At 43.1% G+C, this 19194-nt stretch carries 17 protein-coding genes and 1 pseudogene; 10 read left to right on the forward strand and 8 right to left on the reverse strand.

Annotated features, from left to right (window positions below):
- Positions 1 to 313: 313 nt before the first annotated feature.
- The 5 genes and pseudogenes from ACFVSW_RS09410 to fdhD form a co-directional block, all read right to left on the reverse strand.
- Positions 314 to 1027, reverse strand: coding sequence for a formate dehydrogenase subunit gamma (locus ACFVSW_RS09410; protein WP_387315005.1), 714 nt, complete (start codon positions 1025 to 1027; stop codon positions 314 to 316).
- Positions 1020 to 1850, reverse strand: coding sequence for a 4Fe-4S dicluster domain-containing protein (locus tag ACFVSW_RS09415; RefSeq protein ID WP_387315008.1), 831 nt, complete (start codon positions 1848 to 1850; stop codon positions 1020 to 1022). The genes ACFVSW_RS09410 and ACFVSW_RS09415 overlap by 8 nt, the downstream gene beginning before the upstream one ends.
- A pseudogene (gene fdnG, locus ACFVSW_RS09420) lies at positions 1850 to 4252 on the reverse strand (formate dehydrogenase-N subunit alpha); the annotation flags it as partial. The pseudogene fdnG and the gene ACFVSW_RS09415, both read right to left, overlap by 1 nt.
- A 12-nt stretch (positions 4253 to 4264) precedes the next feature.
- Positions 4265 to 4837, reverse strand: a complete 573-nt coding sequence (locus tag ACFVSW_RS28070; RefSeq protein WP_483871850.1) for a twin-arginine translocation signal domain-containing protein — start codon at positions 4835 to 4837, stop codon at positions 4265 to 4267.
- Between the two features lie 119 nt (positions 4838 to 4956).
- On the reverse strand, positions 4957 to 5718 hold the full coding sequence (fdhD, locus tag ACFVSW_RS09425; RefSeq protein ID WP_387315010.1) for a formate dehydrogenase accessory sulfurtransferase FdhD: 762 nt from the start codon (positions 5716 to 5718) through the stop codon (positions 4957 to 4959).
- A gap of 413 nt (positions 5719 to 6131) precedes the next feature.
- On the opposite strand from fdhD, the gene pdxK reads away from it, so the two are divergent.
- The gene (gene pdxK, locus ACFVSW_RS09430) at positions 6132 to 6971 is read left to right on the forward strand and encodes a pyridoxine/pyridoxal/pyridoxamine kinase (RefSeq protein WP_387315013.1); all 840 of its coding nucleotides are present in this window, start codon (positions 6132 to 6134) and stop codon (positions 6969 to 6971) included.
- 46 nt (positions 6972 to 7017) lie between these two features.
- Here the strand turns inward: pdxK and ACFVSW_RS09435 are convergent, their stop codons facing one another.
- Genes ACFVSW_RS09435 through ACFVSW_RS09445 form a run of 3 tightly spaced genes read right to left on the reverse strand, consistent with a single transcriptional unit; the run spans position 7018 to position 10695 of the window.
- A complete protein-coding gene (locus tag ACFVSW_RS09435) occupies positions 7018 to 8097 on the reverse strand; it encodes a Ger(x)C family spore germination protein (RefSeq protein ID WP_387315015.1) in 1080 nt (359 codons plus the stop codon).
- Positions 8094 to 9185 (reverse strand): GerAB/ArcD/ProY family transporter, encoded by a 1092-nt coding sequence (locus tag ACFVSW_RS09440; RefSeq protein ID WP_387315017.1) that lies wholly within the window; start codon positions 9183 to 9185, stop codon positions 8094 to 8096. Before ACFVSW_RS09440 ends, ACFVSW_RS09435 begins: the two co-directional genes overlap by 4 nt.
- Positions 9186 to 9210: 25 nt before the next feature.
- Positions 9211 to 10695: a spore germination protein gene (locus ACFVSW_RS09445; protein ID WP_387315019.1), complete on the reverse strand. Its 1485-nt coding sequence runs from the start codon at positions 10693 to 10695 to the stop codon at positions 9211 to 9213.
- Positions 10696 to 10902: 207 nt separating this feature from the next.
- On the opposite strand from ACFVSW_RS09445, the gene ACFVSW_RS09450 reads away from it, so the two are divergent.
- The 9 genes from ACFVSW_RS09450 (at position 10903) to ACFVSW_RS09490 (ending at position 18917) form a co-directional block, all read left to right on the forward strand.
- On the forward strand, positions 10903 to 11250 hold the full coding sequence (locus ACFVSW_RS09450) for a YojF family protein (RefSeq protein ID WP_387315021.1): 348 nt from the start codon (positions 10903 to 10905) through the stop codon (positions 11248 to 11250).
- A 24-nt stretch (positions 11251 to 11274) separates the two neighbouring features.
- Positions 11275 to 11940: a bacillithiol biosynthesis deacetylase BshB2 gene (gene bshB2 / locus ACFVSW_RS09455; RefSeq protein ID WP_387315024.1), complete on the forward strand. Its 666-nt coding sequence runs from the start codon at positions 11275 to 11277 to the stop codon at positions 11938 to 11940.
- A 317-nt stretch (positions 11941 to 12257) separates the two neighbouring features.
- A complete protein-coding gene (locus ACFVSW_RS09460) occupies positions 12258 to 12692 on the forward strand; it encodes a cytochrome C (RefSeq protein ID WP_387315026.1) in 435 nt (144 codons plus the stop codon).
- An 18-nt stretch (positions 12693 to 12710) separates the two neighbouring features.
- Complete coding sequence (gene nosZ / locus ACFVSW_RS09465) at positions 12711 to 14576, forward strand: Sec-dependent nitrous-oxide reductase (RefSeq protein ID WP_387315028.1); 1866 nt, start codon at positions 12711 to 12713, stop codon at positions 14574 to 14576.
- Between the two features lie 82 nt (positions 14577 to 14658).
- A complete protein-coding gene (locus tag ACFVSW_RS09470; protein WP_387315030.1) occupies positions 14659 to 15240 on the forward strand; it encodes a hypothetical protein in 582 nt (193 codons plus the stop codon).
- Complete coding sequence (nosD, locus tag ACFVSW_RS09475) at positions 15237 to 16577, forward strand: nitrous oxide reductase family maturation protein NosD (RefSeq protein WP_387315031.1); 1341 nt, start codon at positions 15237 to 15239, stop codon at positions 16575 to 16577. Before ACFVSW_RS09470 ends, nosD begins: the two co-directional genes overlap by 4 nt.
- On the forward strand, positions 16541 to 17338 hold the full coding sequence (locus ACFVSW_RS09480; protein WP_387315033.1) for an ABC transporter permease: 798 nt from the start codon (positions 16541 to 16543) through the stop codon (positions 17336 to 17338). Before nosD ends, ACFVSW_RS09480 begins: the two co-directional genes overlap by 37 nt.
- Entirely contained in the window at positions 17335 to 18012 is a 678-nt protein-coding gene (locus ACFVSW_RS09485) for an ABC transporter ATP-binding protein (RefSeq protein WP_387315035.1), read from the forward strand. Before ACFVSW_RS09480 ends, ACFVSW_RS09485 begins: the two co-directional genes overlap by 4 nt.
- A complete protein-coding gene (locus ACFVSW_RS09490; RefSeq protein WP_387315038.1) occupies positions 18009 to 18917 on the forward strand; it encodes a FixH family protein in 909 nt (302 codons plus the stop codon). The genes ACFVSW_RS09485 and ACFVSW_RS09490 overlap by 4 nt, the downstream gene beginning before the upstream one ends.
- Positions 18918 to 19194 lie beyond the last annotated feature (277 nt).

Here is a 19194-nt window from a genome sequence, read left to right on the forward strand (position 1 = left end):
CAAGTTTGGCTGGTTTTCTCGGGTTTCTGTCCGCATGAACGCCTCATGAGGACAAGTTTGGCTGGTTTTCTCGGGTTTCTGTCCGCATGAACGCTCCATGAGGACAAGTTTGGCTGGTTTTCTCGGGTTTCTGTCCGCATGAACCCCTCATGAGGACAAGTTTGGTTGATTTTCTCGGGTTTCTGTCCGCATGAACGCTCCATGAGGACAAGTTTCACCTTTTCTCCTCTAAAGTTGACTCTATAATTCTATTTATAGGAAATGGCTGTCGCAACAAAGACAGCCATTCCCTTTTGACTATAAATTTAACCTATCATGCACCTTTTTTACGCTTTGGATCGTCTAAGTCAGGGAAGTTGCCCTTTTTCACTTCTTCATCATACCAGTCGCCATAGTGGCCTTTTGCCCACCAGGCAGGAACTTTTCCGTTAACTACGCCGGAATAGCCTGGTCTTGAGTGTTTATGAACGACAGATAGATAGACGTGTCCAACGATTACAGCAATCCCTAATCCGAAACCAACGTTATGAAGGAAGTAGCCCCATTGCACAATTGCTCTTGGGAAGAATTCAGGGAACCACATCGTGAAACCTGATGCAATAACCAAGATCGCACAGAAAATCTGGATAACCGAGTTTATTTTTTCTCCAGCATTAAAGAAGGTTTGTTTAATATGTTTAAACTTGAAGCCGAATAATTCTTTAACGAATTCACTGAAGAATTGAAGGTCGCGCTTCTTCCATGTTATTAAATCTTTCATCCATTGGAAAAAGAACTTCGGACTAAAAATTAACAAGATGAAGGTTGGCATTATAAATACTACTGCGAAAATTCTATGCAATAGCCGTGCCATGGCCGGACCGCCAAGAACCGGATACAGCCAGTTAAAGAAGTCGGTATACATTGGCAGGGCCGTGATGTAAAGAGCAAAGAATGCAAGTCCATTGATTGCGTGTGCCCAAACAAACGCCTTTGGGAAGCGACGAACCTTTACATTAGCTTTTGGGTGCTTTTGATAATTACTCATGGCTGCCACCTCCATCTTCTGCGTCATTACCTGCTTTTTTACTGAAAAACTTATTAGCGACAAATGCGCCGACAACCGCCATCGTTGTGGCGCCAATCATTGCTTTTCCGATTGGCTGCGCATAGTCCTTCCATAAAACAGCTGAAGTTGGGACTTTCGGATTTTCAGGAAGTCCGTACACACTTGGCTTTTCTGCCAGCACGTAAACCGTATGCGTACCGCCAACGCCCTGCGGATTATAGACCATGGCATTCGGGTAACGATCCTTAATTTCCTTCACGCGCTGCTCTGCTTTTTGAATCATGGCGTCTTTATCGCCAAACTCCATCGCGCCCGTGTGACAGGTTGTTACGCAGGCAGGCTGTAAGCCCTCTTCAATTCGGTCCGTACACATCGTGCATTTATGAGATTTCCGATATTCTTTGCCGTTTTTATCCTTGTATGTCTTTAAAGAAATCACTTCAAATGGACAGTTTTGGACACAGTAACCGCAGCCAACACACTTGTCTTGATCAATGACAACTGTTCCATACTTTGTATAACTGATCGCATTTTCAGGACAAACCTTTTCACAGGCAGCATCGGAGCAGTGGAAGCAGCTAGAATGACGGAACAAGTAGTCTAAATCACCTTTGCCATTTTCGTGCTCGATGTACTGCAGGACGTTCCATGTATCCGCTGTTGTTTTCGCATGTGATTGAACACTGCCAAGGAATTCCGTCGGCTCCGCCGGCAGGTCGTTCCAGTTTTTACAGGCAACCATACAGGCTCGGCAGCCGTCACACTTTGTGACATCAACATATTTCACATATTCTTTCACCATTAGTCAGCCCTCCTAACATTGCAGAGGAATGCTTTGAACTCCGGAATCATCGTGTTGGCATCACCAATATGCGGTGTTAGACGATTCGCTGTATCGCCTGTGGCAAATCCTTTATAACCGAAGTGCCACGGCATTCCAATTTGATGAACTTTTTTGCCGCTAACACTATAAGGCTTAAAGCGTTTTGTCACCATTGCATAGGCTGTGATTTCTCCGCGTGCTGAGCTGACAATGATTTTGTCCTTATTCTTGATGCCTTTTTCTTTGGCAAGCTCTTCACTCATTTCGACAAACATATGGCCGGCAAGCTCTGAGAGCCATTCTTGGTTCCGTGTCATTGAGCCAGATTGCCAGTGTTCACTTACCCGGTACGTTGTTGCAACAATCGGGAAGCTTTTCTTATCGCCTTTTTTATTGAAATCGCCCTCGATTACCACGGCAGCCGGGTTCAATTGCGTATTGGAGAACGCATTTGGAACAGGGCTTTCAAATGGTTCATAGTGTTCAGGGAACGGTCCATCATTCAGAGTAGGGGCAAACAATAAGGCTACACCATCTTTATTCATCATAAACGCCCCGGTACCACCTGGTTCAGTTGGTGCTGTAACGGCTTTAAAGTCCGGCACGTCATTGCCGACCCATTTCTTCTCGGCGCCATCCCACCAGATCACTGCCTTTTCCTTGCTCCATGGCTTACCGCTTGGGTCTGCTGAGGCACGGTTGTAAAGAATCCGGCGGTTCATCGGCCAAGCATACGACCAGTTCAAATAGTGATCGCCGCCTGTGTCCTTGTTGTCACGGTTCTTCGATTTGTTCTTGCCTTCTTCAGGATAGAAGCCGGAATAAATCCAGTTGCCGCTTGAAGTGGTCCCGTCATCTAACAACGCGCCGAAGCTCGCAATCAATTTGCCGGTCTTCAGGTCATAGCCGTTGATTTCTTTCGCAACAAGGTCAATATCTGGTTCTTCTCCTGTTCCGTAGTTCCAATCAAGCGCTAAGAATGGTTTGTCAGCCGATTTTGGACTGTTCTCATATAGCTTCTTCAGTTTTAAGGCAAGTTCATGAATGATATCAAGGTCTGGTCTTGCTTCACCTCTTGAATCAATCGCCTTCCAGCGATATTGCATCCAGCGCGAGCTGTTGGATACACTGCCCTCTTTTTCAAACGATGCCGATGCTGGAAGCAGGAATACCTCGGTATTGATTTTCGCAGGATCACTGCCGGCCTCTTTTTGCCAGAACGATGATGTTTCCGTTTCCCAAAGGTCAATCGCTACCAGCCATTTTAAGTTGCCAAGGGCTTCTTTTTCTTTACCGGCGTTCGGACCGCCGACAACCGGGTTTGTTCCAAATAAGAACGTACCGTCAAGCTCCCCTTTGTACATCGCATTAAATAAGTTGATATGTGAGTAGTTTTTATTTCCCTTTGGTAAAAATTGATAGCCAAACTCGTTTTCTGCCGTCGCATTTGCGCCATACCATGCTTTAAGCAAGCTGACGACAAATTTTGGCTTGTTGCTCCAGTAACCTGTTTTTGGTGTTTCTTTTTCCAAATAGCCTTTCAGTGTTGCATGCTCTGGAACGGTTGCTTTTGGTGCACCTAGATAACCTGTTAAGTTATCAAATAATAAACCGAAGTCTGTAGACCCTTGAACATTGGATTCGCCACGCATCGCATTGATTCCGCCGCCTGGTAAGCCGATGTTTCCTAACAGCAATTGCAGAATCGCATAGATACGGACGTTTTGTGAGCCGACGGTATGCTGAGTGGTTCCCATTGCATACATGATCGTTCCTGCTTTTCCAACCTTGCCTGTTTCACAGAAGGTCTTACAAACTTTTAAGTAATCTTCTTTTGCTGTTCCGGTTACGGCTGTGACTGTGTTGACATCATAACGGGAATAGTGCTTTTTCATCAATTGGAAAACAGAACGCGGGTGCGCTAATGTTTCGTCTTTAACCGGCTTGCCGTCTTCCGTTGTTTCAATTGCCCATTTTGTTTTATCATAGGCTCTTTTTGTTTCGTCATAGCCTGAGAATAGGCCGTCATTAAAGTCATAGCCTTCTTTGACGATAAAGGAGGCGTTTGTATAGTTAGCAACATACTCTTTGTGGATGAGATTGTTTTCGAGTGCATAATTGATCATCCCGCCGATAAATGGAATATCCGTACCGGAGCGAAGCGCAGCGTAAACATCAGCCTGTGCGGATGTACGTGTATAACGTGGGTCCACCGAAACGATTTTTCCGCCGTTCTCTTTCGCCTTCGTCAGCCATCTAAAGCTAATCGGGTGATTTTCTGCAGGGTTCGCGCCAATAATCAATGCACAATCGGTATGCTGCAGATCATTCCAATGGTTAGTCATTGCTCCACGACCAAATGTAGGTGCCAGACCGGCAACCGTAGAACTATGTCATATTCGTGCCTGGTGCTCTAAATAGGTGACACCAAGCCCTCTCATTAGTTTCGCGAGCAAATATGTTTCTTCATTATCAAGTGCCGCCCCGCCAAGGCTGGCAATTCTTTCGGTTTTATTGACGGTTACTCCATTTTCTACTTCGACAAACGAACTGTCGCGTGTTTCTTTAGTACGTTTGGCAATGGTATCGAGCATCCATTCCCACTCTTTCTCTTCCCATTTATTACTTCCTGGTGCACGATAAAGCGGTTTGGTTAAGCGTTTTTCAGATGTATAAAGCTGTCTTAATGTTGTTCCCTTGCTGCAAAGCTTACCTTCGTTAATTGGGTTATCCGGATCCCCTTCCGTATAAACCACGGTATTATCTTTGGTGTGAACGAGGATTCCGCATCCAACACCACAGTAGCAGCAAATGGTTGGTGTTACAGTTGCTTTGGCAATTTTGAATTCTTTTGATTTCGCATAAGCCTTTTTATCATTAAAGCCGAGCTCGACAACTGCAAGTGTTGCTGCTGTTGCGCCTGATAGCTTTAAAAATTGCCGGCGATTTAAGTTCATTTCAACCATTACTATTCTCCTTCCCAAACATATTGATTAGAACATCCCTTAAAAAAGTGAAAGCCCCTTAAGCCGGTGCTAGACACCCTTTTTCTCTCTATTGATTCCTAGCTTTTCATTCACCCCTCTCAATGCATCCCTAAAGCCAGCTCGACGTTTAAGTCGTTTTCGACTCTGCCTGACGAGGTATAAATCGACGCCATTTTCCCTCTTAAATAGCCGATTACCTCAATATTTAAATATTTTGCCAGCTGTACTGCCTGTTTAGTGGCCGCTGTCCGCGAACCGATAACAGGGAAGCCAAATTTAGCTGCTTTGGAGAGCATTTCATATGAAACCCGGCCGGTTGTAAGCAAAATTAACCTTTCGGGTTGTAAACGATTTCTTAATGCATGACCAATAATCTTGTCGACGGCATTATGGCGGCCGATATCTTCGCGAATCGTGATATCACCCTGTTCATCGACAATACAGGCACCATGCATCCCGCCTGTTTCGAGATAAAGATCTGAGTTTTGTGCGAATTGACTGCGCTTTTTTAACAGATAACTTAGTGGATAGACCTTGTTTGATGTCACCTTGTCAAAGCTCTTCACATCTGTCATTGAGAAGAAGGTAACACCCCTGCCGCAGCCGGCGGTGTAATGCTTCTTTTTTGAAAAAATTTCGTCTTCATCAAAACCGGTGCGGAGCGAAACATTGATGGTGCCCATGTCTTCGTTAATGTCAACCGATTCTAAATCGCTTGCCTCCTGAATAAATCCTTCAGAAAACAAATATCCATATGTCCAATCATCAAGGTCGGATTTTGTCAGTTGAAAAACGGCCATTTCATATCCGTTAATAATTAACGAAATCGGATATTCATCCGGACAACCTTTGCGGTTCATGGTTTTTCCTCCACTCTAGGACTATTTTCCTTATCTTTTCATTGTAAAAATAGAATCAATTCCACTCAGCGACATTTGTCACATTGTCGAAATTTGTAACTTTTTTAAAAGGGATTTTGCCTGCAAAAAGCAAGAAGGACCCTTCTGTTTCTAATTTGTGTCAGATTTCCAACAAATGCAGGTATGGAAAACGGAATAATGTAAGCGATTCCGAAATGGCCCGCCACATACCCCCATCCTACGCCGCCACTTTCCTTTTGAAAGTAATATTTATCACACAAGATGATTGGAAATAGTAAAAACCAGGGAACTGTCATTTTTCTGTCAACTATTGGTCCTTCGTTCGCAATATCTGTTAATTTTATAAAAATGTTTTATAATAATAAGTAGGTTTTTAGAAGGAGGAGTACATAATGACAATCAAAAAAGTAATGACGATTGCTGGCTCGGATACAAGCGGAGGCGCTGGGATTCAAGCGGATTTGAAGACGTTCCAGGAGCTCGGCGTCTATGGGATGACGGCACTAACAACAATTGTAACGATGGATCCGCAAGATTGGCGCCACAGCGTGTTTCCGATTGCCATCGAGACACTGAAAACCCAAATCGATACGATTCTTTCCGTCGGCATCGACGCGATGAAAACAGGGATGCTCGGAACGGTTGAAATTATTGAATTAGCGGCAAAAGTGATTGATGAAAACAAGCTGGAGCGTGTTGTGATTGACCCTGTTATGGTTTGTAAAGGCGAAGACGAGGCGTTGCACCCGGAAACAACTGATGCAATGCGTGAGCTTCTATTGCCACGTGCCTTAGTTGTAACGCCTAACCTTTTCGAAGCAGGGCAGCTGGCGGGAACGAAAACACCCCATACAGTGGAAGAAATGAAAGCGGCAGCCGTGAAAATTCACGAACAAGGAGCAAAGTTCGTGTTAATCAAAGGCGGCAGCAAGCTTCATTCTGAAGAAAAAGCCGTCGACCTTCTATTTGATGGCCAAGAATTCAAGCTGTACGAGTCTGAAAAATTTGAAACAACCTACACCCACGGCGCGGGCTGTACCTATTCCTCGGCGATTACCGCAGAGCTTGCTAAAGGGAAGTCTGTTTATGAAGCAGTCGATGTGGCGAAGGCATTTATTACCGCAGCAATCCAACAAGGTTTCCGCTTAAATGAATTTGTCGGACCAACCTGGCATGGAGCCTACCGCGGTGCTGAGGCAGTAACTGAGTATTGTGAGGATTGTGAAGAATAGACAGAAGAAAGGAGCCGGTCTACCAGACCGGCTCCTTTCTTTACCTTTAATCAACCACACCTTTTTCGAGAATTACCACATTTACCTTTACCCTGATTTTCACATCTGGATATTGGTCTAACCACTGTTGATAACGAAAATTTCTTGTGCGGCTGCGAACTTGATCACCAAAGCCTATGGGATCAATCTTTAACTTCTGAAACGTACGAATCATGGCAGTGGCTTCCTTTTCCATCTCTTTTTCCATTTGTTTCTTTATTTCGTCGATTTCTCTATTGTCTGTTTTCTTCCCCGTGTATTCCCTAATGATTCCTCTCACTTTTACATGGACATTAATTTCTGGAGTTCTTTTCAAGTTAACAACACGATAGCTATGCTTTGTATTAATATTCTCGATTGCCACATATTTCTTATTTTTTAACTTTAGCTTATACGTCCCTAACTTTATGTTTTCTAACAGTGCTTGAAAAATAAATTGCTGATCTTGGCGGAGATTCCTCACATAGTGATCATCCTTAAATAAGGCAATCCCCTTAAGATGAACTTTCTCCCCTATTTGCTCAATGAGCGGTAAAAACGGATCCTTTAATTTGGAATTGTAGGCGTTTAGGAATTGGTGGAGGTTATTCGTCGGCAATCCCCCCGAGTTCATATTTTGTTCGATTAGCATCGATAAATAAGTACCCGTATCGCGATCACCGTACTTCTTTTTCAAAAGTTTATTTGTTTCCCCATCGACAACGGCAACAAACAACCGCTCACTAATAGAAGGGTCCCTTTGTAACGAGTCCACTAAATCGCCAATTCCATGTTTCGCCACTTCTTTGCTATATAGGGCTACTTCCAATTTGCCGGTTACCACTTGACGGGATGATTGTTGATTGATTTTACTGAATGTTTGTGTACTTAGTTCATCACTTGCCGAAAAGATTTTATTCCCCATGCTCTTGTCAGGTTTATAAATAGGACGGACTGTCGTAGCTTTTATCGTATTTTTATCAATATAGTCATACCCTATAGACGATGCCATGTTAAGATCATCTAAAATCTGCCTTTGGACACGACCAAACATATACGCGGAAAAAATGATGCTTACCAACACCGCTATTTTTATCTTTTTCTTCATATTTTTTTCCTCATTTTGAAACGAATATGATAACAAATAAAAAGAAAAGGTATATAACCAAACAATATCCAAAAGCCAATATCCCCGACAAATGTATTATATTGTTCGATCGTTTCGCGATCGATTAAGAAACAACTAACAATCAGGCAAAGAAATAAAAGGACGGCGAGAACAGTCCGCTGTTTTAGCTTAAACATTTCCTTTATTCCCCGGCTCGCCGACCAAAACATCAAGCAAATGATTGGTAACATGACAACCGCCCAGGATGTTACGCCAATAATTTCGAAGCGCTCCACGAAAGGTAATTTGATAATCTTCCACATCATCAATGTCGGCCAGATCACTTTTTGTAAATACCCCTGATCAAAGAATCCTAATGTAACGATCATGATTAGAAGATACAGGCATGTTGTGAAGAGATTTCCTAAGTGGGCCCATTTTTGTGAACTCTCCGGTTGTTTAATAAAAGGGTAATAGAACAATACATATTCAAAGCCGGAAAAAGCTAATACAGCACCCTTAATAGATTTAGCGATGTCAAAAAGGGAATGATCAAAGACTGGTAATAGATTGCGAAAATCTGCAAATTGAATGGGTACAAAAAAGGTTAAAATTAAATAAGCGGGTATCACAACAGCCAAAAAGCAAACACCGGTAACGGTACGAAATCCACTTGAAACGACATAGTGGACACTGAGCAGCAACACTAAAGCAAACGGCCATGTTTTTAGTAAAGGAAACATCCAAACTTGAACAATTTCTATATATGATCGCAACACGGTTACACTCTCTGCCAGAACATAAAGAATAATGAGAAGGCTTAACAAATTACCGAGCCATTTTCCAAAAGTACGTTGGTGAATCGTCATTAAATCGCCCTTGTCCTTATTTAGCATCATGTACATCATCCAAATTAATAGGTGAATGATGAGTCCTGATAGTAAAATAGGGATCCACGCATCATGGCCGACATACTTCGCGAGATGCCGTTGAAAGCTTAAAGGTCCAACACCATATTGCATCCCATGCACAAGGAAAAATACAAGGAATGGTGAGACAAGAAAATGATCTTTTATCGCCGTTTTCATGAGGAACCTCCTTTACAATTGGCGGCTATTCGTCGATATCCTTCACCTCACTCGCTTTTTGTTTTGAAAAACGCTGCGGATCTTTTGTTTGTAAAAACACGGGTCTCGTTGATTGAAGAGAAAAAGGTACACGAATAAATGAATCTTTTAAATCCTTAAACCTTGGGGGATAAATTGGTTCTAAGTAAGGTCTTCCCAGTGACGTTAAACGGAGTAAATGAATCATTAAAAAGATAAATGCAACCGCAATCCCTAGCAGTCCCCATAAATCGGCAAGCAAGAGAAACGGAAACCGGAGTAAACGAATCGTATTACCCATCCGGTATACCGGTGTAGTAAAGGAAGCTAATGCCGCAAGTGCAACAATAATCAGCAGCACATTGCTTGTTAACCCCGCATCCACTGCTGCGGTTCCAATCACGATACCACCCACGATACCGATTGTTTGACCAACCTTTGACGGAAGTCTTGCCCCGGCTTCCCGGAGCAACTCAATCGTTAACTCCAAAATGATGGCTTCAAGAATGGGCGGTAAGGGAATATTCCTTCTTGATGATACTAATGTCACCATTAAATCTTTCGGGATTAATTGATAATGATACGTTAAAACGGCCACATAAATCGGCGTCACCAAAATAGAGAAGGAAACGGCAAAGACCCGAATAAGCCTAAATGCGGAAGCCATTTGCCAATTGACATAATAATCCTCAAACGCATTAAATAATCCCATTACCGAAATCGGACCAATCAACGCATGGGAGGAACCATCTGCGAGAATCACGACACTGCCTTCTGCCAGCACACCTGCGACACGGTCAGGACGTTCGGTATCAATTAATTGCGGAAAGAGAGAATGCCCATTATCGGCAATCAACTGGGCAATAATCGAACTGTCAAGAATTTGATTGAATTGCAAATCAGTAAGTCTTTGACAAACGGTATTAACGTTATCTTCATTCGTGATTCCTTCAATGTACAAAACGGCCACTTTTGTTTTCGAAAGCGTCCCAATCGTAAATTCTTTTACTTTAAATTCTGATATCGGTAATCGTTTGCGAACTAAATTTAAATTCGTCGTTAATGACTCGACAAAGGCTTCTTTTGGCCCGACAACGCTGTACTCCTCTACCGGCATCGTTACCTCACGGGACTTTTTCATTTCCGCCCGGACAAGGGCGCAGGTCGAATCCTTTTCATCGAGTTGAATCAGGACAGAGCCTTGTAGAAGGTCATCTTGAATTTTTTGTAAATCACTAGTAATTAAGACATCTTCAAACGGGATAGCGGTCTTTATCTCTTCTAGTGAAGTAAATGTTGATTTATTTAGATAGGGAAGAATATCACGATGCAAAATCTCAACATCAATCAACGTCCCAAAATAAGAAATCCAATAGGCTTTAGGTACATGCGGGTGATGGAAATGAACAAAATCGCCCGATTGTTTGTACATATTTATTAAGGCAACAAGGGTGTTTTCTTGTTGTTCAGGAGGTTGTTTTCGAAACCACATTTTCACGGATCCTTATCCCTTCTGGCTATTCTAAAAACTATGTGCCTAGGATTAAGGATTTCCAAGTTAATATTTCTTAATTAAAGTTAATTGTTTCCAATTGTTATTTTTTTTTAAGCAATCATTTCGCATTTTGCTACTGACTTTAGTATGATAGTTACAAAATAAAAATAGTTTATAGATTCTGAAGGGAAAGGAGGCCGCATTTTGGAATATATTGATGTTAAAAACGTACAAGACGCCATCAGTCGCTTTGCAAATAAAGATGTCTACATTCACCTGGAAACGACCAACGGTGCATATGCCTCACACCACGATCAGTCTTTCTTTTCAGCTGGCGCCTATATCCGTAATGCGCTTGTCCGTTATGAATTAGGGAAAATCACCGGAACGGGCCCATACCGTGTCGGCTTAAAAATAAATCTCGGCTGGATTTATGCTGAGGGCCTTACACATTTTGAAATCGATGAAGAGAATCACCTATTATTAGCCGGCCACGATAGTAAAGGAAAACTTGCTGTTGCGCTGGAGATAAGTTCCACGCCATTTGAATAATTAGGCCAGAAAGGAGCATGAATTATGGAAAAAGAGCGCCATGTTTTGGTCGTTTTCCCTCACCCTGATGATGAGGCATTTGGCGTATCCGGGACAATTGCGACCCATGTACAAAATGGAACGCCTGTCACCTATGCCTGTTTAACCTTAGGGGAAATGGGACGCAACATGGGGAATCCCCCCTTTACCAACCGGGAAAACCTGCCGAAAATCAGAAAGCAAGAGTTACAGGAAGCAGCCCGGGTTTTGGGCATCCAGGACCTAAGAATGCTCGGATACCGGGATAAAACGATTGAATTTGAAGATGAGGAAAAACTCGCGAATACAATGCTGGCATTAATCGAGCAAGTCAATCCTTCGCTGATAATTACATTTTATCCAGGCTATTCGGTCCACCCTGACCATGACGCCACCGGTGCGGCCGTCGTGCGCGCTGTTGAAAAAATGTCTGCTGCGGTAAGACCAACCTTACACTGTGTTGCCTTCTCAAATAATTGTGTTGAGGAACTGGGGGAAGCGGACATTATCAATAATATAACCCCTGTCGCTGACAAAAAACTCGCCGCCATTCGTGCCCACCGCTCACAAACCGAGCAGATGCTTATCGGCATGGAAGAGAAATTAAAAAATCAAGACCCGCAAACAATGGTCTGGATCAATAATGAACGGTTTTGGACGTATACGTTTTAATAGGAAAAGGCCCTTCCACTTCGGAAGGGCCTTTTCCTATTAAAATAGAATGGTTTTTTTCCAAATAATGTCTAAATAGACAAAACCCTCACAAACAGTCACCCTTTTCAAAAAACACCCTCAAGAGAGCGCTGACATTTTTTCAAACCAATTTCACAAAAAATTCATTTTTCAAAACCACGATTTCCTTAGTCCTTTCCGACTTCTTCACAAAACGTTCAAAAACCTCGATAAAGAAGTGCTCTACATCACTATTTTACCGTTGACCAGACGGTAGGATGGAGTTGTTCATTTTAATAAAAAGGAGGGGGATAAAATTGCAAAAAGCCATTATTAGCTTTGTTATTTGTGCATTACTTGGTTTTGGACTTGGATACCTCGTATTTGGGGTAATCATGGGGGACTCCGAGAAACAGCCGCAGGTGGCGCAGACTGAAACAAAGGACGAAGCGACAACTAAAGAAGAGAATACAGCGGCCGCTTCTTCCGCGAATGAAGACAATATCCTTAATCAAAAGGGATGCCTTGGCTGCCATAGTGTTGAAGCTCTCAACATAAAAGGCGGGGCAGTCGGACCGGACCTATCACAAGCGTTTGTTAACGTGGAAGGAAAGCATGGCAAACCAATTGAAGAATTCTTAAAACAGCCAACATCAGCCGTGATGTCAGGCGTTATTAGCAAAAGTCCATTAACAGATCAAGAGCGCAAGCAGGTTTTAGACCTATTAAAGCAAGCATCTGAAGCTAAATAGAAAGGATGGTGTGAGTAAATGAAAAAATGGATCCCAATCGCCTCCGGTTTGCTTGCCGGCTTTATTGCCGCAACGATAACATTTGCTGACTTTTCCGCAAAGACAAACACGGAAGCTGCTTCAAGCAACAAGAGCGATGCTGAAAAAGTGTATGTTCCATTCGGACAAAAAGATGATTATTACTTATTCGCATCCGGCGGCCACTCTGGACAGATGTTTATCTATGGTGTGCCATCGATGCGCAAAATCAGAACAATTCCTGTTTTCTCGCAGGATTCGGCAACGGGCTATGGTTTTGATGAGCACTCGAAAAAATTAATGGGCGGCTATACATGGGGGGACCTGCACCATCCGGCCTTCTCAGAAACAAAAGGTGATTATGATGGAAAGTGGATGTTTGCCACTGATGTCGGTAACAGCCGTGCCGCTGTTGTTGATTTGGAAACCTTCACGACAAAAGATATCATCAAGGTTCCAAACACGGCCGGCCCGCACTGTGCCGCATTCGTAACGGAAAATACAGAGTATATGTTCCTGCCGACTCGTTTCGCCGTGCCGGTTGGCCAAAAATATGAATCACTTGATAACTACAGCCAAAACTACCGCGGAGTTATGTCAGCGGTTACCTTTGACGAAAAGAATGTCAAATTAAACATTGCTTACCAGGTTGCGCTTCCGCCTTGGTCCTATGATCTGTCTGATGCAGGTAAAAAAAGCTCCGCTGATTGGGCCGTGATGACGACCTACAATACAGAAGAAGCAACAACAACATTAGAAGTAAATGCTTCGCAAGCAGACCGTGACTATATTGTTCTTTTTAACTGGAAAGAGCTTGAGAAGATGGTCAAGGAAGGCAAATATGAAGATGTTGATGGCCAAAAGATGATCTACCCTGAAAAACAAAAAGGCGGCATTTATTTAGTGCCGGTCGCTAAATCACCACACGGCGTCGACGTTACACCTGATGGTAAATACTTTATCGCTTCCGGAAAATTAGCACCTGCGATGTCGGTATTCTCGTTCGAAAAAGCATTTAAAGCCGTTGAAAACAAAGACTTTGCCGGTGAACGTAACGGGATTCCAATCCTTAATTACAAATCCGTGATGGAAAGAGAAGTAAACCCAGAAAATGCCCTTGGACCGCTTCATACTCAGTTTGACGACAAAGGCATGGCCTACACAACAATGTTCATTTCTTCAGAAGTCGTAAAATGGGATCCGAATACGGGGAAAACATTAGACCGTGTCCCTGTTCAATATTCACCAGGGCACTCTGTTGCTGCTGAAGGCGACACCGTATCACCTGATGGACACTGGCTCGTTGCTCTGAACAAAATTGCCAAGGACAGCTACTTGTCAGTTGGACCGTCACACCCTGAATCGATGCAGTTAATTGACATCAGCGGCAAGATGAAGGTCATTCAATCGGCACCGGTTGACCCAGAGCCGCACTATGCCCAAATGATTAAAGCCGATAAGATTAAAACGATTAATGTTTATCCAAAGGATGAAAAAAATAAAGATGCCGTTTACAAGCAAAATGATACTAAAATTGTCCGTAAAGGCAACGAAGTTCACGTTTACGGTATCGCAATGCGCTCAAGATTCATTTTTGACGCAAAAGCAAAACGCCCGGACGTTATTGAGGTTAACGAAGGAGATCACGTCTTCATCCATTTAACCAATATTGACTTTGATGAAGATATTACCCACGGTTTTGCGATTAACAGCTATGACTTGAATATAGAAGTTCAGCCTGGGCAAACAAATACGATCGAGTTTACAGCCGATAAGGCGGGGACGTTCCCAATCTATTGTACAAACTTCTGCTCAGCCTTACACCAGGAAATGAACGGCTACTTCTTAGTAAAACCGAAACAATAAAAGTTTTTCAGTGGGTATCAATTAGAAAAATTGGTACCCACCTCCATTTGTCTTTAATTGCACTATTAAAGGAGTGGTTAACTTGAATGATCGCAGCAGGAAAAACAGTAAATTATCGATTACGTCTTCCTTACTGATTGGGCTCTCAGCTGTTTTAATTGTTGTATCGCTATTTTTCCCATGGTGGAAGATGGTCTTTTATGCACCGCAATATCCGGAAGGCTTAAATATTATCGTCTTTCCGAACAAGCTCGAAGGAGAAATTGATATTATTAACGGGCTGAATCACTATATCGGGATGTCGAATTTCGGTGAAGAAAACTTTCCTGAATTATCTTACCTTGCCTATCTTGTTGGCGGATTAGCCGTCATAACGCTAATAACGGCGATTCTTCGCAATAAGAAAGTGCTCTACGGGCTGATTGGCATCATCGCGCTTGGCGGTCTCGCCGGCATAATGGATCTCCATTTTGCCTTACAAAAATACGGTACCAATTTAAGTCCAAAGGCACCGATTAAAATTGACCCATTTGTCCCGCCGATTATCGGTCAAAATACGGTAGCGAATTTTACGACACATAGTTTACTAGGCACAGGCATCTATTTTGTCATCGCCGCCTTTATTCTATTACTGATTCCGCTATGGAAGGATCGAAAAAAATGAAAAAAATGACGCTCTTATCTTTCGTTTTTTCTCTTTTTTTCCTAGGGATTCCTGAGAAAAATATGGCAGCCGAAAGCTTGCAAGCAATCATCGACTCCATGAAAGAGGGGGCGGTATTAAAGCTTGAAAATAAAACCTATGAAGGCAATATCGTCATCAATAAACCACTGACGATTATTGGCGCAGCCAAAACCGTGATCAAAGGAGACGGAACAGGGAACGTGATTTCGGTTAAGGCACCAGATGTAAAATTGAGCCATTTTACGGTATCAGGAGGAAGCATGGACCGCAACTCCAGCGAGGAATACGCAGCCATCAAAATCTATACAGATCATAATGTCGTTGACCACGTCAACATCCGCCATTCCTTTCACGGTGTTTATTTAAGCAAGGCCCACGATAATACCATCCGCTATGCCGATATTAAAGGGATGGGAAAAGGGGAAATAGCCGCCCAGGGAAATGGCATTCATGTTTTTTACGCAAATAATAATCTCTTAGAACACAACACCGTCGACGGCACCCGGGACGGCATGTTCTTTGATTACGCCAACGATAATAAAAGCTATGACAATAACATAACCAATACAAGATATGGTCTGCATTACATGTACTCAGACGAAAATATTTTTAAACGAAATGTATTTACAATGAATACGGGCGGCGCTGCTGTCATGAACTCGAATCATCTGAAACTAGAAGACAATCAATTCATCATTAACTATGGAAACCAATCGTTCGGCCTGTTACTATTGCAAGCCAATGATAATGATATAAAAAACAATACCTTTTACATGAACCAGCGGGGCTTGTATATTGACCAAGCAACAAGAAACACGATTCAGGGGAACCGCATCATCCAAAATCAGATTGGCATTGAACTGTGGGCCAGCTCCAACGAGCAAACATTCACGCTGAACCGGATTTCCGAAAATACCATCCCCGCCGTTACCCTTGGCGGCAAAGGCGAAAACAATGCTTGGAGCAAGGATGGCAAAGGAAATGACTGGGGCGCCAGCTTTCCGCTCACCGATTTAAACCAAGACGGAATCGGCGATTTTCCGGTCACTTATCATTCTTCCCTCCATCAGCTGATTGAGGACCAAGAACTAACCAATCTATTTTTAAAAAGCCCGGCGATTTCAATTTATGAAAAAATCAATGCGACATTGAAGGACGACGAAGTTATGTTTCAAGATTCACACCCATTAGCGGCCGCAAAAGCTGAGCATTCTTGGATTCTATATCTGGTCATCGCGGGGGTTGCCGTGTTGATTTTACTAAAGGGGAGACATCGACTATGCATTATATTTGGAAGGAATGGAAGGAAAATATAAGAGGCAAAGGGCTTTGGCTTTCATTAAGCATTATTGTGCTCATATCTGTCAGTATTTTGTTCCGTTCCACAGCGCTTTCCTTTGATAAAGGCTTTTATGTTTTGTTAATCAATCTATTTGATACGCTCATCTACTTTATTCCGATTCTGTGCCTGTTTATCGGGGCGTTCTCGATTTTTCAAGAAAAGGAACAAAAGACGTTGATCATGCTGCTCACGAAGAAGGACAACTACCCAAGCTTTTTGGTTAAAAAAAGCCTCGGGCTTTATACGGTTGTGCTTGTCCCGCTGATTGTCTGGTTTTTCATCTATTTGCTGCTATTGAAATTTACCTTTCAACTCGATATCAAAAGCTATTTGGTGTTCGTTGCAGCGATTGTCCTGATGACGCTTCTTTTCTTGCAGATGGGTGCGGCAATCGGGAGCTTCAGCCGTTCGCGAATGCAGATCATCGGCTATACGATCTTTGTTTGGTTTTACTTTTTCTTCCTGCACGATTTTATCCTGCTATCGTTTTTACCTGACGTCACCTATGAAAATGTCAAACTATTTTCAGCTGTCTATTTTTTAAATCCGCTTCAGTCCGTTAGAATGTACCTGGAAACCGGGATAGGTGTATATTCGTTCGGTCACATGTCGAGGCTCATGCAGGCCTTTATGTGGACGAAGCCGGTCTTCTTTTTGCTCGGAAATTTGCTTGTCTGGCTCGCGATTTCTTTTGGTACTGCAATTGTCTTCAACCGTAAGGAGGGCTATGAATGATTAAGGTGGAGCATCTAAACCAATCGTTCGGAAAAAAAACAGTGTTAGACGACGTTACGATTGAAATTCATAAAAATGAAATCTGCGCCCTGGTTGGCCGAAACGGTGCCGGGAAATCAACATTTATTAATAGTCTGCTTGGATTATTACCTGTTAAGCAAGGCTCAATTGCGATTAATGAAATGGAAGTTACCAAGAAAAACGATGCCTGGAAAAAGGCGATCGCCTATTTGCCGGAAAAATTTATGCTTTATCCGATGCTGACCGGGCTCGAGAATATGACCTTTTTTGCCGAAGCGGTTGAGATGGCCGCCGATTTGGAACGAATCGAGCACGCACTTCAATCGGTCAGCTTGTGGGACGACCGCAATGTCCAAGTGAAGTCTTATTCAAAGGGAATGCTCCAGCGCCTCGGCTTGGCGATTACACTTTATCAGGATTCTAGCATCTTGATTTTGGATGAGCCGACAAGCGGCATTGACCCGATGGGAAGAAAGGAAATCCTAGAAGTACTGAAATCACTTCATGATAAAACGATTCTCCTGTCGTCGCATCATCTCGATGAAATCCGCCAGGTTTGTACACATGTGGCCTATCTAAATGAGGGAGAAATGGAGAAATTTACAGTTGGCGATTTTTTGGCGACACACAATTTAGGAGGGATTGAGTCATGAAGAGACAGACGTTGTTTGCGACTTTGTTGCTAATGCTGATGGCGATGCTGACTGGCTGCAGTTCGGGACCTGATTATATAATCAAAGTGACAAAGGAGCTTTATTATCAACAGAATACCGCGGCACCGTTTGAAATTAAAGTAACCGAGGGGAATACGGCGGTTAAAGGACTCGATGTCTCCGCGGAATTTTCGATGGCCAATATGGATCATGGCACAACCGATGTGAAGTTAGCGGAGGGCAAAGATGGTACCTACTCCGGTAATGCCGCGCTGCCAATGAGCGGGAAGTATGAGGTCGCTTTTACATTGGAAAAGGACGGTGTGAAATCGGAAAAGGTCATTGACACCAACGTTGTGAAGGCGAAAGGGGTTGCCACGATAAACGGAGAATGGATTACGCCAGACGATTTAGCTTTTTATCAATTGATTAATCGCTTGCAGCTGGCGATTAATCGGGAAACCGCTCAGCAAAAATATACGGGCAAGCAGTTAGAGGAAGAGCTTGCTTATTTAGACTCACAGGAGAAAATCAGCGTTGATAAAAATCAATTATTAACACAGATTATCCGCCTGCGCTCAATGGCAATGCTTGCCGATGAAAAGGGGCACAAGGCGGCGGATGCCGAGGTTGACGCGGCAGTTAGCAAGGCGCGCGAGCAATATAATGGGTTCCCCTCTGCGAAAAAGTTGATTAGTGACTACGGCGAGGACAAGTTTTGGGCAACGGAAAAACAGCAATATAAGCTGATTGTTTTATCCCGAAAGGTCCAAGAGGATATCGTTGCGCAAGTGAAAAAGGAAAACCCGAAGGCCGGAGACCAAGATATCCTCTACCAGGCACAGCAAAAATACGAAGAACTCCTCGTCTCCCAAGTCAACTCCTTAATGATCGAAATTCTTTAGGGAGTTTTGTGCGTTGAACAGATAAAAGTACCCTCATGTGACCTTACGAAGGACAGTTCTTCTTGTTTTTGACCACATACTGTCCTTCAGCTACCTTACGAAGGACAGTTCTTCTTGTTTTCAACCACATACTGTCCTTCGGCTACCTTACGAAGGACAGTTCTTCTTGTTTTTATTCACAAACTGTCCTTCGGCTACCTTACGAAGGACAGTTCTTCTTGTTTTTGACCACATACTGTCCTTCGGCTACCTTACGAAGGACAGTTCTTCTTGTTTT

Origin of the sequence: Neobacillus sp. NPDC058068, assembly GCF_042885335.1 — a bacterium.
GTDB lineage: Bacteria > Bacillota > Bacilli > Bacillales > Cytobacillaceae > Neobacillus.